Here is a 20,032-nt window from a genome sequence, read left to right as displayed (position 1 = left end):
GGGTCGGTCAGACCCAGATATAGTGCCTGTGGTAGCCGACCACCTTGTCGAGGACAAGCCGCGTTCCCGCGCCGTCTGCCGGCCAGGCGCCGGGGACGATCTGGTGGTCGAGCTCGGCATCCTTGGTCCCGAACCGCACCACTGCGTCGCCGGCGAGCAGCCGCTCGTAGTCGGCGATGGAGAGCCGATAGCGCTTGTGGAGGGCCTCGGATATCCCCATGGCTCCCAGCCGCGCCGCGCTCTCAGGCCCGGCGACGCCGGAAAGGAATTCCGAGCAGCAGCCGGAGCCGTAGGAAAAAAGGCCGATGCGGACGGGCTCCGTAATCCCCGCCGTATCGATGGTGCCGGCAAGGGCGACGAAGACCGAACCGCCGGCGGTGTTGCCGACGCGTTTGCCGTAGGAAAGGCTGGGGCCGAGCCTTTCCTCGAAATCGGCGGCGATCTCGTCGGGCTTGGCCTTGTAGAGCTTGCGCATCAAATGCCTGTGCGCGCCCTTCACCATGCCGCCGAAGGGGGTGTGGAAGCAAAGCTGGGAAAAGCTCTCCCTGAAATCCGCGCCCTCGACCCGCCGCAGGTAATCCCCGACGGCACCGGCCGCGCAGTCGAGATAGGCCATCAGCGACAGATCGGCATCCCCGGCCTCGGTGTCCGGTCCGGGCCGGCAGGTGTCCATCACTTCGAAGGAATGGTTGCCATAGGCGCCGGCATCGAGGGCGAGGATATGCGGGGTATCGGAGACGACCATGGCGACGGCACCGGCCCCGGAACTCGGCTCCGAATAGGCCCATTCCTGCACCGCATTGGCGTCGGCCAGCGCGAAGCGGGAGATGTCGGTGGTGACGACCAGCGCCTTACCCCCGGGCGAAGTGCCTGAAAGAACGAAGTTTGCCGCCATCTGCAAACCGGCAGCGCCGGAATAGCAGGCCTGTTTTATTTCAAAGAGCCGGCAGTTGGCGGGCAGTTCCAGATAGCGGTGCAGATAGGTGCTGAGGGACTTGCCGAAGTCGATGCCGGATTCGGTGCAGGTGATAACCATCTCGATGCGCGCGCGCTCCGCCGGCGTCATGGCATCGATGAGGGGCTTCGCCGCGTTGACCGCGAAGGTAACCGGGTCCTCGTAAGGCAGCGCGACGGACTTTTCCTGCATCAGCAGGTTCTCAAAACGCGGCATGTCGAGGCCGCGATGGTCGCAGAGTTCGCGGACGTCGAGGAAGGCCATGCCGCCTAAGACGTTCATGGCTTCAATGCCAACCGGGCGGATCATTGAGAGGCTCCTAGCCGGACGGGCAGCTTTGCGAGGCCGCGGGCGTTCAGACGGTCGAGCCGCCATTCCGGTGCGCCCGCCAGTTCGATGGTCTCGTATTTCGCAAAAAAGGCCGAAAAGGCAATCTGGGCTTCCAGGCGCGCGAGTGGTGCGCCGATGCAGGAATGTGCGCCACCGCCGAAGGTAAGCTGGGCGTTGGCGGGCCGGGCGATGTCGAGGTCGTCGGGGGTCTCGAAGCGGGCCGGATCGCGGTTGACCGCGCCGATGAGGCCAAGGACGGGCGCGCCTTTGGGGATCACCGTTCCCTCCACCTCAACGTCTTCCAGCGCGACGCGCAGGATCATGTTGCCGCCCGGCTCCATGCGAAGGAACTCCTCGATGGCCGTGCGCATCAGCGCCGGCTCGGCGCGAAGGCGCGCCATAGCCTCGGGGTTGCGCAGGAGGAGAAGCATGCCGTTGCCGATGAGGGTTACGGTCGTCTCGTGGCCGGCGATCAGCATGGAGAGGAGATTGGTGAGGCTTTCCTCCTCGTCGAGCGTGCCGTCGTCCCGCGCCTTCAGGGCCAGCGCCATGAAGTTCCGGGCGCTCGCCGAGTCGGCTTCGGCGAGGCACTCCTTGAGGAAAAACTTGAATTCGGAGAGGGCCTGCAGCGCCTCCTGCTTCTGCGCCGGCGTCATCAGGATATCCCCGATCCTGATCAGCGAGGCGCTCCAGCGGGCGACGCGGGCGTCAGTACCGGCGGAGAGATCGAAGAGCTGACAAAGGACCCGGAGCGGCAGCGGGGCGGCGAAGGCGGTGATGAAGTCGACCTCGCCATCCTCGGGCATGGCATCGAGCAGCGCCGCGGCCTCGGCTTCGATGATCGGCACCACGTCGGCCATTGCCTGGGCCCGGAAGGCCGGCTCGTAGACGCCGCGCATGCGTTTGTGCTCGGCGCCGTCGCAATTGATCATCTGCGGCTGGAAGGCGCTGAAGAGCTCGTAGCCGATCGGATCGGCCTTTTTGTAATCTTCGGTGGTCCAGCCGCCGGCCCAGTTGCGGGTATCGCGGCCGAAGGAGGGCGATTTCAGCACCTTGGAAAACGCCTTGTGGCCGAGGACGAACCAGATGCCGCTCGCGGGATCGAACTGCACCGGGCCGCGCGCGCTGAGCCGATGCAGTTCCGGATAGGGATTTTCCAGAAAGGCCGGGTCGGAGAGGATGCCCCACCAGTCGATGTCGCCGCTTTGCCCCGCCGCGCTCATGCGTTGGCCCCGCGGCGCACCGCAAAGATCTGCGAGACCGCTGCGCCGCCGTCGGCGAGCGGATGGCGGTCGATGGAGACGGCGTAGCCGCGCGCCTGAAAATCGGCGGCGAGCTGATTCAGCACATCGTCGCCGAGGTGCACCTCGACCATGAGTTGGGAGATCTTCGGCCAGTCGGCCTCGGCAATGCCGGCGAGGACGTCGAGTTCGGCGCCCTCGGTGTCGACCTTCAGGAGATCGGCCCTGTCGATGCCGTGCTTTTCCAGTTGGCCGGAGACCGTGTCGACGGCGACGGTAACCCGCTCGCGCCGGAAGAGGTCTTCCATATAGGCCGCGTCCGTTGCCCGCTCCCCGGCGCCGGTCGCCTCCACCAGATCGCGGACGTCCGCCGATTTGCTGGCGCCCGCCATGATGGCGCGGATGCCGTCTGCTATCCGTTCCGCCACGTCGGGATGGGACGAGGACATCGCCGTCAGGCCGGGGAAATAGTCGAACGTCGCTGTGCCGGGCTTTGCGCCAAGGGCCAGCGCATAGGCCTCGCCGGCGGGCTGCATCCGCCCCATATTCTCGGTCAGCGCTGCAAAGACGCCCGGCATCGGCTCGTAGGCGAGGATGCGCGTTTGCGGGCATTTCTCCCTGAGCCAGAGCGAAAAGAGCCCGATATTGGCGCCGACATCGAGGATCGTGCCGTCCGCCGGCAACGCGATGCCATGGGCGGAAAGGTCGGCAGAAAAAATCTCGTGGACGGAGAAATCCACCTCATAGGGGTTGATGCAGGAAATCTCCCGCCCGCCGGGCAAGGCCTTCTTCACGAGCGCCAAGATCGTTATCCAACTGAGTTTTGGGCCGCATCGGGGTGGACATTGCCGCCCGATTCCGGGAAGTGTTCGAAATTCGCCCGCCAGCGTCAAGGAAAGAGGCGCAGATATCCCCGACCATGACCATCCGTGCCATCAGCGATTTACACCTGGCGAGCCCGGCCAATCGCGACGCCCTGCAGGAACTGCCGTTCTTCCCCGATGACTGGCTGATCCTCGCCGGCGACGTCGCCGAGCGCTTTGACCATGTGCGGCTCGCCTTTACCACCCTTACGGAAAAATTCGCCAAGGTGTTCTGGGTGCCGGGCAACCATGACCTCTGGGCGATCCCCGAAGAGGGCGGCAAGGGGCCGGCGCTCGTCGGCGAGGAGCGCTACCGGGCGCTCGTCGACCTCGCCCGCGCCTATGGCGTCGTGACGCCAGAAGACCCGTTCGAGGTCTGGACCGGGCCCGGCGGGCCCTGCGCGATCGCGCCCCTGTTCCTGCTCTACGACTACAGCTTCCGGCCTGACCATATCGAACGGCATGAGGTCGTCGCCTGGGCGCGCGAGCAGAACTCGGTCTGCGCCGACGAGATGTTCCTCAACCCGGCGCCGTTCGAGAGCCGCGAGGCCTGGTGCGCGCGCCGCTGCGACGAGGCCGAGGCCCGGCTGTCGGCGCTGCCGGAAGGCATGGAGACGATCCTCGTCAACCATTTCCCGATGCGCGAGGACCTTATCCGCATTCCGCGGGCGCCGCGCTTTTCGCCCTGGTGCGGCACGCGGCGGACCGAGGACTGGCACCGGAGATTCAACGCCCGCGTCGTCATCTCCGGCCACATCCACATTCGGCGCACCGACTGGCGCCACGGCACCCGGTTCGAAGAAGTCTCCCTCGGCTATCCGCGGCAGTGGGACCAGGAGAAGGGCATGGCGCCGTACCTTCGCACCATCCTCGGCGAAGAGGCCGACGTTCAGGAACCGGCGAGCGCCCTCAGGTAATCGAGCGGCACCGGGCCGGCGGAAATCTCCAGCCGCGCCCGGTCCGGGTGGCGCACCGCCAAGGCCATCAGATGGTCCGGGCCGGGGCGCCAGCGGGCGAACTGCCATGTCGCCGGGTCGTCGACCTCGGGATCGTCGAAGGCAATGGCCAGGGTTTTCAGGTCAAAATGGAAGGCGTCGAGCGGCTGGGAGAGGCCCTTGCCGATCGCCTTCACATAGGCCTCCTTCAGGGTCCAGAAGGTCAGGAATGTCTCGATTTTTTGGGCCTCGGCTGCGTCCGCGAGAACCTGCCGTTCCCTTGGGGCAAAGACCCGTTCTGCGAGTTGTTCGGTAGCGGCCTCGCGCTGCAGCCATTCCACGTCGATGCCGATGTCGTTCTCGGCGGTGAGGGCGACGGCGGCAAGGCCTCTGGTGTGGGAGATGTTGACCCTGAGCCGCGGCGTGCCGGCCGGCGCGACCACTTCGGGCTTGCCGTGGTCCTCCACCGTGAAGCGCCAGTCGCGCGGCGGACCGCCGGCGCAGCGCGTCAGCAGGGCGCGGCAGAGGGCGTGGGCGGCAATATAGACGTCACGGTCGCGGTCGAAATGGAAGCGCTGGGCGCGGGTCAATTCCCCGTCGGACAGCAGCGTCTCAAGGAGCGGCCAGTCGCCCGCGCCGATGTCGTCAAGGCGGAGCCACCAGGCGCTAACGCGATCGCGGCCGATCTCCGGCTTGCCGTTCGGGCCTGCCGCATGTGAGAAGGGCGCGTCTTGGGGCGCCGTGCGCTCGCTTTCCGGGGTCTCGTTCATGTCGTCCGTTTCGCCTTCCCTGCCGACGGTGTTCTGCTTCGCCGGCCAGGGCTCCCAGTACTACCACATGGCGGGCGATGTCATGGGGGAGCACGCCGTGTTCCGGCAATGGATGGAGATCGGCGACGAGATCGTGCGCAATGCTGAAGGCTTTTCGCCGCTGGAGGCGATCTATGGGGCCGGCCGCAAGGCAAGCGAGCCCTTCGACCGGCTGGAGCACTCGCATCCGTCGCTCTTCCTGGTGCAGTTCGCGCTCGCCAAGCTGCTGCAGGCAAAGGGGATCAAGCCGGATATGCTCCTCGGCGTCAGCCTCGGCGAGTTCGTCGCCATGAGCGTTGCCGGCATGTTTCCCTTCGAGACGGCGCTCCGGGCGGTTGCCAGGCAGCCGAAGGTCTTTGCCGAAACGGCGCCGAAAGGCGCACTAATCGCCGTGCTGGCGCCGGAGACGATCCGCGAGGCGTCGCCTGTCCTTGCAGAAGCAACGGAACTCGCCGGGACCAACGCCGCGGCCCATTGCGTGCTCGCCTGCCCGGCCTCGGAAACCGGGCGCGTCCTTGACGAACTGAGGCGCCTCGATGTTGCCTTCCAGCAATTGCCGGTGCCGTTCGCCTTCCATTCGCGCTGGGTGGATAGCGCGAAAGATGCCTACCTTGCCGCCGTTGCCGACCTTTCCTTCGAGACGCCGTTCTGGCCGGTGTGGTCGGCGTGCCTCGCCGCCCCGGTGGAGCGCATGGACGGCGCCCTCACCTGGCGGATCGTGCGGGACGGAATGCGGCTGCGCGACACATTTTCGGCGATCGAGGCGCGCGGCGGTGCGCGCTATCTCGACCTCAGCCCGAGCGGCAGCCTTGCCGCGGTGCTGCGCCAGGACCTCAGGGACGGCGGCTCGGAGATCGTGCCCCTCGTCTCGCCCTTCGGCGGCAATCTGAAACGGCTGTCGGCATTGTTTGGCGTGGGCCGGGCGTAACAAAAGAAACCGGCGCCGCACGTCCTTGCGCAGCGCCGGTCGTTTGCCTTGCGGTCCGGTCTGACCGGTCAGTTGGCGAGGACCGCGGTTTCGTCGCCGATCAGGATCGGCGTCTGCTCGCGGCCATAGATCCGGCGGGCCTGGCGGCGGACGTTGTAGCGCACGTATTTGTGCAGCTCGGCCGTCGTGATCTTGTGGTCGTGGTCCGCATCGGCCTCGCCGCTGAGACCGTTGACGGTGAACAGCGTGAAGAGGCCGTGGCCCTCTTTCTCGTCCCAGCTCGCGAGCTGGTCGCCGGTGGCGGCCGCCATCACGGTCAGTTTGTCGTTGTTGTCGGCCACCTCGATCTCGGCGGAGATGTAGACGGGCGATGCCGCCTCGATCAGCATGCGGTCGTTGCTGCCGCCCGAGAAGCAGGCGTCGAGGAAAACATAGGCCTTATCGATGTCGAGCTTGTTGATGTTGGAGTACATCAAGTCGAGCGGAAAGCCGTTGATCTCCACCGTGCTCGGATTGGCGTCGACCGGAAGGATGTACGGCGTCTTGGTGGCGATGTCGGGAACGCCGTGGCCGGAATAGAAGACGTAGACCTTGGAGCGGCCGTCCGGATCGATGTAGTTCCAGATCTTGCCCTTGTAGGAATTCTGGTTGCCGAACACGGTCGCCATGTCGCCCTGGCTGGCATCGCGCAGGTCGATGATGTTCTCCGGATCGAAGCCGAGCTTGTTGACCAGCACCGCCTTCATCGCCTCGGCATCGCGATGGCCGAAGGTGACCGCCGGGATGTCGTTCTTGTAGTTGCGGTTGCCGATCAGGACGGCGACGTCGAAGCGGCGGTCGGCGTTGGCCGAGGGATGCAGCGGCTCGATCGGGCGCCAGGACGCGTTCTTGAACGCATCCATATCGGCCTCGCTTGCCGCCGGCGTTGCCGGGGCAACGGCCTTCGGCGCGGAAATCGCGACCGGCATGAGCGCAGCGGGCGCGGCCGGCGCCGGCGCGGCGGCAACCGTCGCCGGCTGGCGGCCCGGCAGGCGGGCAATCTGCTGCTGAATGCCCTGCAGCCGCTGCTGCGTTCCGGCGACCGCCGAGGCGATCAACTGCTTGGTCTGGTCGGTGCTGAGGACGCCGGTCGGCGCGATGCCGACCGACTGCTGGTAGGCAACGATGGACCGGCGCGACTTCGGCCCGATCTTGCCGTCGATGCGGCCGTCATAGAAACCGAGCACCTGGAGCGCCATCTGCAGCCGGTGGTCCGGGCGCGGGGCGATCATCGGATCCATCGCCGGATCGCCGAGCATTGCGGCGGCGCTGACCTGCTTTGCCTCGGCATGAAGCAGCGCGCGTTCCGTCGAGCTGAGGATGCTGGTCGCGATCAGGTGCTTGGAGACCTTGTACTGGACGACCGCCATCTCGTAGGCGCCGCCCTTCACGCCGTCGATGGCGCCGCCATAGAAGCCGAGGTCCCTCAGTGCTTCCTGATCATTGACGATGTCGGAATCGGCGCGCTGGACCGGGGCGGCCGCAGGCGCCCGGCGGTTGACGTTGCGATTGCGCTGTGAACGGCGCTTCTGCGCCCCACCACGACGGTTGTTCCTCTGCATCTGATTGACGATGGCGCCGCCGATCACGCCGACGGCAACGCCGCCGAGGAAATCCCTGCCGCCAGCGCTGGCTTCGTCGCGCGCACCGGCCATCACGTTCATGATCAGGAACGCGCCCACGATTGCCGTCGTCTTCATCGCGAACCGACCGCCGGACCGGCCCTGCATCGTTATCGGATGTCCCGTCATCAACAGCTTCCCTAGTCAAATCTGAATCAAAAAAGTGGATGTTGCCAATTTACCCAAGCATGGCGAGTGCCACAACCTGAAATCGAAATAAACTGAATACGTATATCCCCTAGAGGGTCTCGCCTACCGGGCGAAGAGGGCGGCAAGGCAGACCGCCAGAACGAGGAGCAACAGGAACGCCAGGGCAAGGGGGGCGGCGATCCGCGCCGGAAGGAGGGTCCGCAACGGGTTGCCGGGGCGCGGACGCGCGCCCGGCTTCGCCTTCGGGCGGCCGGGCAACGGGGCGAGCACGGCGGCCTGGCGCCAGCCCCGGCCCCAGTCGGCGAGGGATTGCGGGCGGTGTGCCGCATCGAAGCGCAATCCCGCGGCGATGGCCTCGAGGAACTGTCTCTGGCGGGCGTTGCGCGGACTGTAGGAGAGCCGCGCTATCGGGTCCGGGCCGCCCTGGTAGATCGATCGCGCACGGTGCTTGGCCGAGACCGGGACGTGGCCGTCGAGGAGCCGGTATGCCGTCGCGGCAAGGGCGTAGACGTCAGTCCAGGGCCCGGTGGCGCCGCCCGTATAGAGTTCCACCGGGCTGTAGCCGTCGGAGGCGAAATGGAGGTTCTGCCGGCCGAGGGCCCTGGCGCCGTCGGAATATCCGGCGAGTCCGAAATCGAGGAGCACCGGCGTGCCGTCATCGCGGACGAGGATGTTGTCCGGCTTGATGTCGTTGTGGAAGACGTCGTTGCGGTGGAGCCGCTCCAGCGGCTCGCAGACGGCCCCCAGCATGTCCATCGCCCGTTCGGCCCGCAACCGCACGGGGACCGCCAGGATCCACTCGTCGAGCGGCTGCCCGGTCTCGAAATCCATCACCAGGTAGAACGTGTCGTGGGCGCCGAGGACCGCGTGGATGCGCGGCAGATAGGGGTGCGGAAACCGGAACAGGAGCGCGGCCTCGCGGTCGAAATCGCGCCGGATGACGTCGAAGACCCGTTCGTTCTCGGCGTCCACGGGGGCAACGCCGAGATCCGGCCGGCGGCGCACGACGTCGTGGGGAAACAGCTCCTTGACGGCGACCCGGTAGCCGCGCTCGGTGTGGGTGGCGCGATAGACGATGGCGAAGCCGCCCTGGCCGAGAATGCCGTCGATGCGGTAGTCGCCGAGTTCGAATCCGAGCGGAAGCGCATCGTCCGCCATCACGCCTGCCTACCTTGCGCCCTCGGCACCGTCCGCATGCCGCAGGAAAACCAGTATCGCCGTGGTGTTGTCCTGGGCGGACCCGCCGGTGATCGCGATCTCGTCGAAGGCCGCCGCGAGCGCTTCCTCGGGGGACGATGCGGGAACCGCCGCCAGATGGGCGGCGAGCCGCGGCGGCTCAAGGGTGAGGACCCCGTCGCTGGCGACGAGGAGGACATCGCCTTCCTCAAGCGGAAAGGACTCGCCGGTGTCGATCAGCGTCAGGTCCTGGCCCATCAAGGCCTCGCGCAGCGACGAGCGACGGGGATCCGACAGCGCCTCTTCCCGGGTGATGTCGGCGTCCTCGGCCATCTGGTCGAGGAGCGGCGCCAGGGAATGGTCGGCATTGACCCGGTGCAGCTCGCCGGACCGGTAAAGCAGCAACGGCGAATCGCCGACGCTGACCCAGCGCAGTTCCTCATTGCAGACGACGACGCCGAGGAAGGTCGTGCCCATCCCCCGGCGTTCCGGCGCCGCGGCAAGATCGCGGGCGATCGCCTCGTTGGCGGCGTGCAGCGCGACCGTCAGGGCCTTTTCGTCGAAGCTCGCCTGGCGGCAGAAGCACTGCCAGAACGCCTCGATCGCCAGTTCCGAGGCGCGTTCTCCCGATGTGTGCCCGCCCATGCCGTCGGCAATCGCGGCGAACAGGATCGGCGTGCCGCGGTCGTTCGCGGCGACGACCCGGCGCACGCGATAACGGTCTTCCTGATAGGCCCGGCCGCCGACGATCTGCCGCGTGGCGACGACCGTCTCAAGCATCGACCCACTTGAAGTCGTCGTTGCAGAGCGGAACGAACCGCAAGACCGAGTCGCTGACCTCGATGTCGGTGATGCCCTTCAGGGTGACGGTTTCGACCAGCGGCTCGTTGTCGATGTAGCACAGGTTCACCTGGCGCTCGCCGGGCGTGCACAGGAAGCGGCCGGAACGGGGATCGTAGGTGATCGAGAAATGCCCCTCGCGGCTGATGCCGTGGTCGCCATAGTTGAGCGGCACCGGCTGGTCCGGCGCGCGGCCGATCTGGTTGCGGCCGATCGTGATCGGCTGGGAAAACCCCTTGCCGGGTCCCTTGACGACGACCAGCCAGCCGGTGACGGGGCGCGGGTTCTCGTTGACCGGCTCTTCCTGCAGGACGAGGTTGATGCCGGCCATCTTGGCCAGCCGCTCGATCAGAGCGCCGGGCTCGACCGAAATGCCGAGGGCCGATTTCAGCGTCGCCATCAGCGCGGGCGTGTCGACCTTGAGGCCCGCGACCATCGCCAGATGCTCCAGCAGCACCTGGGCATTCATTTCCTGCTTCGGCAGCGGCATCAGGCCTTCGCCGCTGTGGATCTGGGTCGGCGTGCCGCTGCGCGGCGCCTGGCCCGCGCCGCCCGGCACCTGTTGCGGGTCGACGAAATCGCCCGCTCCGGCCGGCCGCGGGCGCGGGTCGATGCCGGCGCCCGGATCGACGATGTCGGGGGTCACCTTGCGCGTCGAGGAGACCGAGTCGCCGTAAAGGATCGTCGTCTTGTTCTGTTTTGGCCGGTCGTCGCGAGCCATTGCCCTCTCCCCTGCTGTCCTGTTCGCCTATGCCCCGTATTTCGCCGCGGCCTGGGCGGCCGAGACGAATTTCAGGACGACATGTCCGAGCACGATCTTCTCGCCGCCCTCAAGGACGTCGCGGCCGATGCGCTCGCCCTCCACGATCGTGCCGTTGGAGGAATTGACGTCGCGGATCTCAAAGCCGCCGTCGTCCTGGAGCGTCAGCACGCAATGGTCGTTGGACACCGTATCGCTGGACAGCACGAGGTCGTTTCCGGGGCCGCGGCCGATCCGCACCTTGGTGTCGGAAATGTCGAAGCGCCGCGGCGGCGGGTCGCCCTCCAGCACGTCGATATGGGCGTAGATGATGGCCGGCGGCAGCCGCATGTTCTCGTTGTCGCCGTCCCCGCCCTCGCAGAGGCCGTCATCCTGGGGCAGGGTGTCGACGGCGTCGCGCCGGCGGTCATCCGGCCGCCGTGCGAACAGCCGGGAAATGAGCCACAACAGCAGGAACAGGACGAGAAGGAAGACCAGCGCGATCGCGGCAAGCAGCAATGGCTGGTTCGCCCACATCTCCTCCGCCGTCTCCTGGACGCGGCGCAGCAGCGGCACCTTGCCGGAGAAGGTCAGGGTATGCGCCGACTGCGCGGTGGCGCCGTCCGCGTCGGTCACCAGCAGCATGAGATTGCCGGTCCCGGCCTCGTCGCTGGTATCGATCCGCGCGGAAACGCCGGAATCGGTCAGGGAAAACAGCGTCCCGGCGAAGTCCGCCGGCAACAGGCCGTCGGCGTCGGCGCTCTCGAACAGGCCGCCCGTTTCCTCCGCCAGCCGCTTGATCGGCTGCAGCGGGATGGCATTGGGGTCCTGGTTCGGGTTCGGGTAGCCAAGGCCGACGATGGCGATGTTGGCCTGGCGGGCGAGCGGAACGATGTCATCGGGGAAATAGGCGTTGTCCTCCGACAGGCCGTCGGACATGACGACCAGGAAGCGGCGCTGCGAGCGCTCCCGCGACAACGTGTCCAGCCCCTTCTTCACGGCCTCATAGAAGGCCGTGTTGTCGCCGTCGCGCTCCAGGTTGCCGAGCGCCGTCTGGATCTTCGACTTGTCGGCGCCGACCGCGACCTTGAGGTAGAGATCGTCGTGGAAGGTCGCCAGGCCGAAGCGGTGGCGCGGCTTGCTCATGTCGACGATGTCGGCGATCTGGTCGGCGATGGCGATGAAGGCGTCGACCGTCATCGACTTGCTGGCGTCGATCATGAAGAGGATGGCGATCGACTCGGCCGGATCGTCCGGATCCTCGGGCACCTGCCGCAGGGTCTCCACGGATTTGCGGCGCCCGTCGACCGTCGCCTCGACACGGGTGATCGCGGCGCCGTCGACCGAGCGGATGAGGCATCTGGTCTTGGAGGCCTCGCCCAGAACTGAGCACCTGGTGAGGATTTTTTCCGAAGCCGCGCTGCCCGGCGCTGCCAGCACCGACACGCCGACCAAAGCCGCGCAGAGCACCCCTGCGAGACGCCGGACCGACGTGGCAATCAACAATTCCATCGCTCCAAATGCCCCCCGTGCAACACCCCGCGCGTGCCTCAGGCACCGTAAAAACACTAATGAGCTCAAGGCCACCACGGCGTCGCGGGCCCGTCTCGGCAACTTGTCAGTGGTACCCGTTTATGCAAAGTTCCGCAACCAGGACATGCGCCTTCCAGAGCGGCCGAATCGGGCGTTGTGACAACCGGATCGGTTCCGTGTTTTGGCGCATGCAGGCGTTTTTTTGACGATTGACGGCCGGGGGGACGTTGCAGGTGCGTCGCGCAATCGGACTTTTCGTTCTGTTCCTCACGCTCACCGGCCTTGCCGGATGCGACCGGTTCGACGTCGACGACAGCGTCGTCTTCGTGCTCAAGATCCGGGTCGACGAAAAGCGCGACATCAGCGGGGCAACGGGCACCGGATTCGTTGTGGCGCCCGAATATGTCGTCACCAACCAGCACGTCATCAGCGGTGCCGACGTCCCCGTTCTCGGCAAGTCGCAGTTCGAGATCTTCGTCAAGACGGAGGGCGAGAAGCCGGTCGAATTCCATGCCGACCTGACGTGGGCATCCGACGAACTGGACCTGGCGATCCTCCATGTTCCCGGGCTGAACGCCCCGGCCTTCGAGCTCAACACGGGCGATCTGGAAAAGGAGGACACCGTCACCGCGATCGGTTTTCCCGGCGCCAGCGACCAGGTGACCAAGGCGACCCAGGATGTGGCGCTGATCTCGACCCGCACGCGCGGCGAGGTCAGCCGGGTCGTGGAGGGATCGTGGTCGGAGACCAAGAACCATCCGCTGAAGATCGTGCAGCACACCGCGCCGATCAATCCGGGCAATTCGGGCGGACCGCTGATCAACGCCTGCAAGGAGGTGGTCGCGGTCAACACCCAGCGCGCCGTCGAACGGCTCAAGGATGCCGGCGGCAACGTCTATGCGATCAATGCCAATTCGACGTTCTTTTCGTCCCATGCCAGCGAGATCGCCAAGACCCTGACCGAACGCGGCATCCCGGTCTCGATCGTCACCAGCCCGTGCGTCCCGGCGCTGCGCCAGTACTATCTGATCGCGGGCGTTGCGCTTACCGGCGTTTTGGCGATCGTTGCGCTGTTCGTCGCGCTCGGCGCGGCGACGCGCCAGTCCGTCCCGGCCGGACCGGGGTCGCGCGGCCCCGGCACCGAGCCGACGCTGATGCAGCGGGTCACCGCGCTGTTTTCCGGCGGTGGCAGCAGGGGTCCGGTGGTCCGCGAGGACCATTACCTGGTGCCGAAGGGCTCGCGCCATGTGGGGTCGGAATACCGCATCGACGTTGCGCGGGCGGCCGCCGGCGGCGTCGTGCTCGGGCGTGCGCCCAGATCCGGCGGGCTCGTCCTCGACCTGCCACAGGTCTCGCGCGAGCACTTGCGGTTCACCTTCACCGACCGGGGCTTCCTGGTGGAGGACCTCGGCTCGCGCAACGGCTCCCGGCTGAACGGGCGCAAGCTCGCCGCCAACCGGCCGGTCGGCATCGGCTCCGGCGACGAACTCGGCTTCGTCGACCAGCGCTTCCTGTTCCTCAGCAGCACCGACTGGCAGAAGCGCAAATATGGCGAGCGCTCGTCGAAGGGCACCCAGTGGGTGCTGAAGGGCATCGAGCCGAAGTCCGGCCAGCAGATCGTCATTGAGTTTTCCTCCGACGACCTTTCCGGGCGCGGCCTCGTCGTCGGCCGCGATCCGGACCGCTGCGATGCGGTGATCAGCCACGAGGCGGTGTCCGCCGGCGGCCATTGCCGGTTCCTGCTGGCGGGTGGCCAGCCCCAGGTGGAAGACATGAACTCGACCAACGGGACGTTCCTCGACGGCGTCCGGTTGCCGCCGTCCGAGCCGCGCCGCCTCGCGCCCGGCCAACGCCTCACCATCGGCGCCGTCGATTTCCTGGTGCAGAAGAACAGTTGAGGCCGGCAGGCGGCGATGGCGATTTCAGAACAACACGCGCTGGCTCCGGGAGCCGTCCTCGGCGACTACACGATCCACGGCGTCCTCGGCCAGGGCGGCTTCGGCATCACCTACGATGCGGAAAACACGACGCTGAGGCAGCACGTCGCCATCAAGGAATTCCTGCCGTCGAGCATCGCGTTCCGCGACGCGACGCAGACGGTGATGATCCAGTCGCAGGAATATGACGAGATCTTCCGCTGGGGCCTCGACCGGTTCCTGGAAGAGGCGCGTATCCTCGCCAACCTGACCCATCCGAACATCGTGCGGGTGCTGAATTTCATGCGCGCCCACGGCACCGGCTACATGATCATGGATCATGTGGACGGCGAGACGCTCGGCGACTGGGCGGAGCGCTACGGCGGCGGCGTTCCGCAGGCGGCGCTGACGGCCCTGACGCGGCCGCTGCTGGATGCCCTGGCGACAATCCACGCCAAGGGCATCACCCACCGCGACATCAAGCCGGACAACATCCTGATCGCCGCCGACGGGCGGCCGGTGCTGATCGACTTCGGCGCGGCGCGCAACACGGTGGCGGGCAAAAGCCAGACCATGGCGGCGATCGTTTCGCCGGGCTTCAGCCCCTATGAGCAGTACAGCACCAGCACCAATCAGGGGCCCTACACGGACGTCTATTCGCTGGCGGCGGTGCTCTACCGCCTGATCCTTTGCGAGGATCCGCCCGAGGCGCCGCTCAGGGTGGAATCGACGTTGTCCGGGGCGGCCGATCCGTGCGTGCAACTGGCGACGGCCGGGCTTTCCGGCTACGACCCCGCGTTTCTGGCCGCCGTCGACTGGGCGCTCAACATCCGGCCGGGCGACCGCCCGCAAAGCATCGCCGAGTGGCGGGCATCCTTCGACGACGACGGCGCGGGGACGGATGAGAACGAAAACCTGGCGCCGCCGCCGCGCCCGGCGGCGACAACGGAATTCTATACCGACGACGAGGACGAGACCGGCCCGTTCCCCGATCAGGACGTACCTGCGAGCGCAGAACGCAACCGCAAGCCGGCGCTCGTTGCCCTGGTCATCGCCGTGGTGCTCCTTGCCGCCGCGGCCGCCGGCTATTTCCTGACCCGGCAGCCGGCCGCCGTCGATGCCGCCGGCGACAGCGTGGAAACGGCCCGCGACCTTGGCGTCCTCGGCACCGAGCCCCTCTCCTTTGCCGACGCCGTCGGCGGCGGCGATCCGGCGGACGTCTACGGCTTCCGGCTTTCAGAGCCCGCAGATGTGCGACTGGTGGTCGATCCGGCGGACCGCCTTTCGGGCCTTTCGTTGCAGGACGAGACCGGAGAGGCGCGGCGCCTGATCAAGGCGGGCGACGGCCTCGTCGCCGAACTGGATGCCGGTACGCACTATCTGACGATCGCGCAGGACGCCGGCGAAGTGCCGTACGAGTTCGAACTGTCGGCGGCGTTCTTTCAGGGCAAGGAGCGCCCCGGCCGCAACATCAACGGTGCGGCCGATCTCGGCACCCTCACCGCCGGGGGAACGGACAGCGTCACCCGGCAGGGATCGATCCCGGCCTATCGCGAGGATCACTACTACACGCTCCGCACCGGTGCCGCCTCGGTCCTGGAACTGCGCGTGGAACGGCGTTCCGGCGCGGGCGAGCTCGTTCTCTACGACGATGCCCGCAATTTGGTGCGCCGCCTCGACAGCAAGGATGACGTCGCCGCCGTCGCCCGCGAGCGGCTGGCTCCCGGCCGCTATACCGTCCGCCTTCAGCGCACGAGCGACGGGCCCTACGACTACACACTGAGCCTTGCCGTCTCGGCCCCGCCGAGAGCGGCCGAGCCGGCCCCGCCGACGGTGCGCTACCGGGTGGACGAGGGTGCCAGCTTCGAGACCGCGCGGCTGTTGCCGGACCTCACGACGGAGCCGATCCGCCCGTCCCTCGAGGTGCCGGCCGAAGCGGCCGTGCGCTATCTCGCCTTCAGCCTGACGGAGCGGGCAGCCGTCCAGGTCGCGGCAAGCTCGCCGCGCCTCGTTCGTTTCGCGCTCTTTGAAAAGGCGACGGCCCGCCGGCTCGCCGGCAAGGAGATCGACGGCGGCGACCTGGACGAGGCCATCGACCTTGGCGCCGGCGACTATGTCATGATGCTCGACCTTTCCAGCGGAGAGGCAGGCAGCCTCGTGGTGACGCTCTCGGCCGACCCGATCCAGGAGACGGTGCAGCCGCCCGGGGCGCTGGAAAGCCGGCCGGCGGAGTTCGGCTCCCTCGACGACCGCTTCACGCGCGCGCCCCTCATCTTCGAGCCGGACCGCGACGTCGCCCATTTCGTCTTCGGCCTCGGCGAGCTTGCCCGCGTCTCCCTGGAGGTTGCCGAGACGGCGCCCGTCGACGCGGAGCACCGGTTCGAGGCGAGCCTTCGGCGGGAAGGCGGATCGGTGGAAAAGACCATCGTGCTCGGCGGCGGCCGCGGCAGCGTGCTTCTGGATGCCGGGCAATATGTGGCGCGGCTGCGGCTCGTCGGCGACACGGCGGAGACGCTCGCCGTTTCCTTCGGCCTGTCGCGGACCATCCCGGCCGGCGCGCAGACGGCGCCGGAGCCGATCGAGATCACCGCGCCGGCGAGCGTCGCGCGCGACCGGCAGGTCGTCGGCGGCGGCGCGACCAGGGAGATCCCCGTCAGCCTCGGCCCGGACCTTGACCTTGCCATCGCCCTTTCAAGCGCGAGCGAGGACCTCGACCTCCTGCTTCGCGATCGCGACGGCACTACCGTCGGCGCAAGCCGCCTTTCCGGCGTCGCCGACGAGGATCTGCGGCTTGCCGCCTCCGACCGGACACGACGCTTCACACTCATCATCCGCAACAACGGTTCCTGGCCGAGCGACTACGACCTTGCCGTCGCGGCGCGGGCCGTTGCCCGGCCGGAGCCGGAGCCGAGCGCGGAAGAGGAAGCGGCACCGGGGAAAGGCGGCGATGACGAGAAACAACCGGCGGACCGCAGCCGGGAGACGGCGCGTGTCGCGCCAACCCCCGCCCTTCCGCCGGCCCCGCCGCCGCGGCCGTCCCGCTTCGAGGCGACCGGCGGCGCGATAAAGAGCGACGACCTGGCGACGGACGAGGCGGTGCGGATGGCGGCGCGGGCGCAGGCCCGGGCGGGCGCCATCGAGGCCGCCGCCGAAACCGGTGAGCCGGCCTCCGCCCCGATTTCGACTTACGACCAGTGGGCCGAGGCACTCACCGCGATCCGCCACGGCATTCCCCATGGCGAGGCCTGGACGGCGGGCCGCACCGGGGACGGCGCGGCAACGGCCAGCCTCGATGCCGGCGTCCGGCTGTTCGATGCCGAGCCGCTGATCGAGGCCAAGTTGCTTGAGGACCGGATAACGGTGCGCGACCCGATCCGGTTCACCGCGACCGCAGGGGACGTCGCCGTCAGCCTCGGGGTCTTTGCCTGGTTCGAGAACGAGACCGTGGTGCGGCTCTATCCGCGCTCCGGGACGTCGCGGATCGACCTTGCCGCCGGCGAGACGATGACCTTCCCGCCGCCCGGCGACCCGGCGATCATGAGCGCACCGGCGCCCGGCAGCCAATCGAATTTCGAGGCGATCGTGCTGGTCGCCTGCCGCGACCGGACGGACTTCCGCACCTTCGCGCCGACCGCCGGCCAGACGAGCACGAGTTCGCTCGTCCAGGCGATCTCAGGATCATCGTTCTTCGAGACCCTCAGCACCGCGTGCGAGACCGGCATGTCCGTCGTCATGCTGCCCTATGTGATATCGGCGAGATAGGGCCGGGACACTCCGTCCGGCCGGCACAAGGGCGGCGCATCGGCGAACCCCACACCATCACCGAAGCGCAGTTTCGCGATCCGCATCGCGTCCGGTCTTTCGTTCGTCCCCTGGAGACGATGTGAAAAACGGGACCGTCGTGAGCGCTATGGTGTGGAATGTGAAGGAAGGCCGGCCGAACCCGCAAGGGTTCGCAAGCCCGAACGGGCGCCGGCCGGCCAGGCCGCCGCCGCGGAGACGTCGAGCGCCGCGAGACTGTCGTGAGCGAAAAAAGTGGCGTGAGCGAAAAGAAATGGCGCGCCGGAGAAGATTCGAACTCCTGACCCCCAGATTCGTAGTCTGGTGCTCTATCCAGCTGAGCTACCGGCGCCTGCCGTCTCGAGGTGGCCGATTATAGGGCCAAACCCCTGTCGCCTGCGGCAGCGCACTGCCGAAGCGGAGGCTAGAGGTACGTCGATCCGATCCGAATTGCAAGCCTTGGCGACAATGTTTTCAACGGCCGCGACAGCATGGCGGAAATTCGCCGGCTATCTGGCTGAGACTCGATGATTTGCCGATCGAATCCCACGTCGACACCGGACGATCGCCGAGGACGGGCGGGTCGTCGGGGACATCAGCTCCGGAAATCGGAAGGCCGGGAGGAGCGCCCCTATCCGGCCTTGCCGTTCTGCCCGTTGTCAGGCCTGCCGCGCTCCCGCGTGCCGTTCTTGCCTCCGTTCCGGCCGCGATCGGGGATGCGGATCTCGAAGCAGGCGCCGGGGCCGGCGTCAGTGAGGCTGATGGTGCCGCCATGGGCGCGCACCAGTTCGGCGGCGATCGCAAGGCCGAGGCCCGTGCCGCCCTTTCGCGCCGTTGCGGAAAACGCCTGGAAAAGGGTCGGGCGCAACTGTTCCGGCACGCCGGGGCCGGTGTCGCGGACCTGGATCAGCGTCGCGCCGTCGCCGCGCCTTGCGCCGACCTCCAGCCGGCGGACCAGCGTCGGGTCGCCCTTGCCGTCCAGCACCTGGACGGCGTTGCGGCAGAGATTCATCAGGACGCGGAAGAGCTGGTCCGGGTCCGCGTCGATCTCCAGTTCCGGGGCGACCGCGTTGGTCCATTCGATCGTCTCGGACCCGGCAACGCCGAGGAGGTCGCCGACGTCGTCGACAAGGTGGGAGAGCCGGATCAGCCGGCGCTCCGGCGTCGCCTCGCCGGCACGGCCATATTCCAGCACGGAGCGGGTGTAGCCGATGGCGCGGTCGAGGGCGCCGACGATCTTCGGGGTCACCCGCTGGACCGTCGGGTCCTCCAGCGTGCCGAGGCGGTCGGAAAAGAGCTGGGCAGAGGCGAGGATGTTGCGCAGGTCGTGGTTGATCTTGGAGACGGCAAGGCCGAGGTCGGCGAGCCGGCGCTTCTGGTGCAGGGTCTTGACCAGTTCGCGCTGCATGGCGGCAAGCCGGAGCTCCGCATCGCCGATCTCGTCGGCGCGGCCGGAGGGCGCGATGACGGTGTCGGCGTTTTCCGGGTCGTCGCTGAACTCGGCCATCGCCCGGGTCAGCCGCTGCATCGGGCGCACGAACAGCCAGCGCAGGGAGAGATAGACGAGGGTCGCGGTGATCGCGGAGATGATCAGCGAGAGCGCCAGGATGTTGCGGGAAAAGGTCAGCATCGCCTCGCGCAGGGGCGCGTCGCGGATCAGGATTTCGACGAAGCCCTCGCCCATGGCCGGGGCGCCGACGACGCGAAGCGTCCTGTCGCCGCCGAACACCAGGGTCTCGAACGTCTCGGCGACCGAGGTCCAGGGGTCCATGTCGCGCATGTCGATGTGGCTGTCGACCTCCGGCGGCATGGTGGTCGCGGCGATCAGGCGCCGGCGCTCGCCGTCATAGCCGGCAATGGCGAGCGCGCCGGAAGCCTCCAGCAGCTTGTCCTGGGTCGCCCTGTCGAAGGACCGCTCGCCATGCAGGAAGACCGCGGTGATGCCGGCCATGGTCAGCCGGTCGCGCAGCCAGCCGTCGCGGAAATTGGCGACGGAGGGCACATAGATCAGCACTTCGGAAAGCATCACGAAAAGGATGGTGAGGAACAGCAGCTTGCCGGAAAGCCCGGTACGGTGGCGCCCGCCGGCGCGCAATCCCTCCGGCCCGGCGCTGGTCGCCGTGCCCCTTTGCCCCCCGTTGTCGGCCCCCGCGTCCATAAATGCTCCTGGCTCCGG

14 protein-coding genes and 1 tRNA gene are annotated in these 20,032 nt (G+C 67.6%); 4 read left to right on the top strand and 11 right to left on the bottom strand.

Annotation, left to right across the window (positions count from 1 at the left end; translation table 11 throughout):
• Positions 1-7: 7 nt before the first annotated feature.
• From M2319_RS04440 to M2319_RS04430, 3 genes are read right to left on the bottom strand one after another with little or no spacing between them, the layout of a single operon-like run.
• Positions 8-1,264 carry a hydroxymethylglutaryl-CoA synthase family protein gene (locus tag M2319_RS04440; protein WP_264600231.1) on the bottom strand — a complete coding sequence of 419 codons (1,257 nt, stop codon included), beginning with the start codon at positions 1,262-1,264 and terminating at the stop codon, positions 8-10.
• The gene (locus tag M2319_RS04435; protein WP_264600230.1) at positions 1,261-2,508 is read right to left on the bottom strand and encodes a cytochrome P450; all 1,248 of its coding nucleotides are present in this window, start codon (positions 2,506-2,508) and stop codon (positions 1,261-1,263) included. Before M2319_RS04435 ends, M2319_RS04440 begins: the two co-directional genes overlap by 4 nt.
• Positions 2,505-3,320 carry an FkbM family methyltransferase gene (locus tag M2319_RS04430; protein ID WP_264600383.1) on the bottom strand — a complete coding sequence of 272 codons (816 nt, stop codon included), beginning with the start codon at positions 3,318-3,320 and terminating at the stop codon, positions 2,505-2,507. Before M2319_RS04430 ends, M2319_RS04435 begins: the two co-directional genes overlap by 4 nt.
• A gap of 125 nt (positions 3,321-3,445) precedes the next feature.
• Between M2319_RS04430 and M2319_RS04425 the strand changes: the two genes are divergently transcribed.
• Positions 3,446-4,306: a metallophosphoesterase family protein gene (locus M2319_RS04425; RefSeq protein ID WP_264600229.1), complete on the top strand. Its 861-nt coding sequence runs from the start codon at positions 3,446-3,448 to the stop codon at positions 4,304-4,306.
• Here M2319_RS04425 and M2319_RS04420 read toward each other — a convergent pair.
• On the bottom strand, positions 4,279-5,094 hold the full coding sequence (locus M2319_RS04420; RefSeq protein ID WP_264600228.1) for a 4'-phosphopantetheinyl transferase family protein: 816 nt from the start codon (positions 5,092-5,094) through the stop codon (positions 4,279-4,281). The genes M2319_RS04425 and M2319_RS04420 overlap by 28 nt on opposite strands.
• Between M2319_RS04420 and M2319_RS04415 the strand changes: the two genes are divergently transcribed.
• The gene (locus M2319_RS04415; protein ID WP_264600227.1) at positions 5,093-6,061 is read left to right on the top strand and encodes an acyltransferase domain-containing protein; all 969 of its coding nucleotides are present in this window, start codon (positions 5,093-5,095) and stop codon (positions 6,059-6,061) included. The two genes, M2319_RS04420 and M2319_RS04415, sit on opposite strands and share 2 nt — an antisense overlap.
• 68 nt (positions 6,062-6,129) lie before the next feature.
• On the opposite strand, the gene M2319_RS04410 is transcribed toward M2319_RS04415, so the two are convergent.
• The 5 genes from M2319_RS04410 to M2319_RS04390 all read right to left on the bottom strand — a co-directional run bounded on the left by M2319_RS04410 (position 6,130) and on the right by M2319_RS04390 (position 12,139).
• The gene (locus M2319_RS04410) at positions 6,130-7,851 is read right to left on the bottom strand and encodes a caspase family protein (RefSeq protein WP_264600226.1); all 1,722 of its coding nucleotides are present in this window, start codon (positions 7,849-7,851) and stop codon (positions 6,130-6,132) included.
• A gap of 123 nt (positions 7,852-7,974) precedes the next feature.
• Positions 7,975-9,030, bottom strand: coding sequence for a serine/threonine-protein kinase (locus tag M2319_RS04405; RefSeq protein WP_264600225.1), 1,056 nt, complete (start codon positions 9,028-9,030; stop codon positions 7,975-7,977).
• 9 nt (positions 9,031-9,039) lie between these two features.
• Positions 9,040-9,828 (bottom strand): PP2C family protein-serine/threonine phosphatase, encoded by a 789-nt coding sequence (locus M2319_RS04400; RefSeq protein ID WP_264600224.1) that lies wholly within the window; start codon positions 9,826-9,828, stop codon positions 9,040-9,042.
• Positions 9,821-10,609 carry an FHA domain-containing protein gene (locus tag M2319_RS04395; protein ID WP_264600223.1) on the bottom strand — a complete coding sequence of 263 codons (789 nt, stop codon included), beginning with the start codon at positions 10,607-10,609 and terminating at the stop codon, positions 9,821-9,823. Before M2319_RS04395 ends, M2319_RS04400 begins: the two co-directional genes overlap by 8 nt.
• A 27-nt stretch (positions 10,610-10,636) precedes the next feature.
• Entirely contained in the window at positions 10,637-12,139 is a 1,503-nt protein-coding gene (locus M2319_RS04390) for an FHA domain-containing protein (protein WP_264600222.1), read from the bottom strand.
• Between the two features lie 254 nt (positions 12,140-12,393).
• On the opposite strand from M2319_RS04390, the gene M2319_RS04385 reads away from it, so the two are divergent.
• Together M2319_RS04385 and M2319_RS04380 are read left to right on the top strand one after the other, a co-directional pair.
• Entirely contained in the window at positions 12,394-14,058 is a 1,665-nt protein-coding gene (locus M2319_RS04385; RefSeq protein WP_264600221.1) for an FHA domain-containing protein, read from the top strand.
• Positions 14,059-14,073: 15 nt separating this feature from the next.
• A complete protein-coding gene (locus tag M2319_RS04380) occupies positions 14,074-17,838 on the top strand; it encodes a serine/threonine protein kinase (protein ID WP_264600220.1) in 3,765 nt (1,254 codons plus the stop codon).
• Between the two features lie 293 nt (positions 17,839-18,131).
• Here the strand turns inward: M2319_RS04380 and M2319_RS04375 are convergent.
• Positions 18,132-18,208 (bottom strand) — tRNA-Arg (locus tag M2319_RS04375).
• 279 nt (positions 18,209-18,487) lie between these two features.
• Positions 18,488-20,014, bottom strand: coding sequence for a sensor histidine kinase (locus tag M2319_RS04370; protein WP_264600219.1), 1,527 nt, complete (start codon positions 20,012-20,014; stop codon positions 18,488-18,490).
• Positions 20,015-20,032 lie beyond the last annotated feature (18 nt).

The sequence above is a fragment of the Rhodobium gokarnense genome, assembly GCF_025961475.1.
GTDB classification, from domain to species: domain Bacteria; phylum Pseudomonadota; class Alphaproteobacteria; order Rhizobiales; family Rhodobiaceae; genus Rhodobium; species Rhodobium gokarnense.
This window is presented reverse-complemented; position numbering and strand designations above follow the sequence as displayed.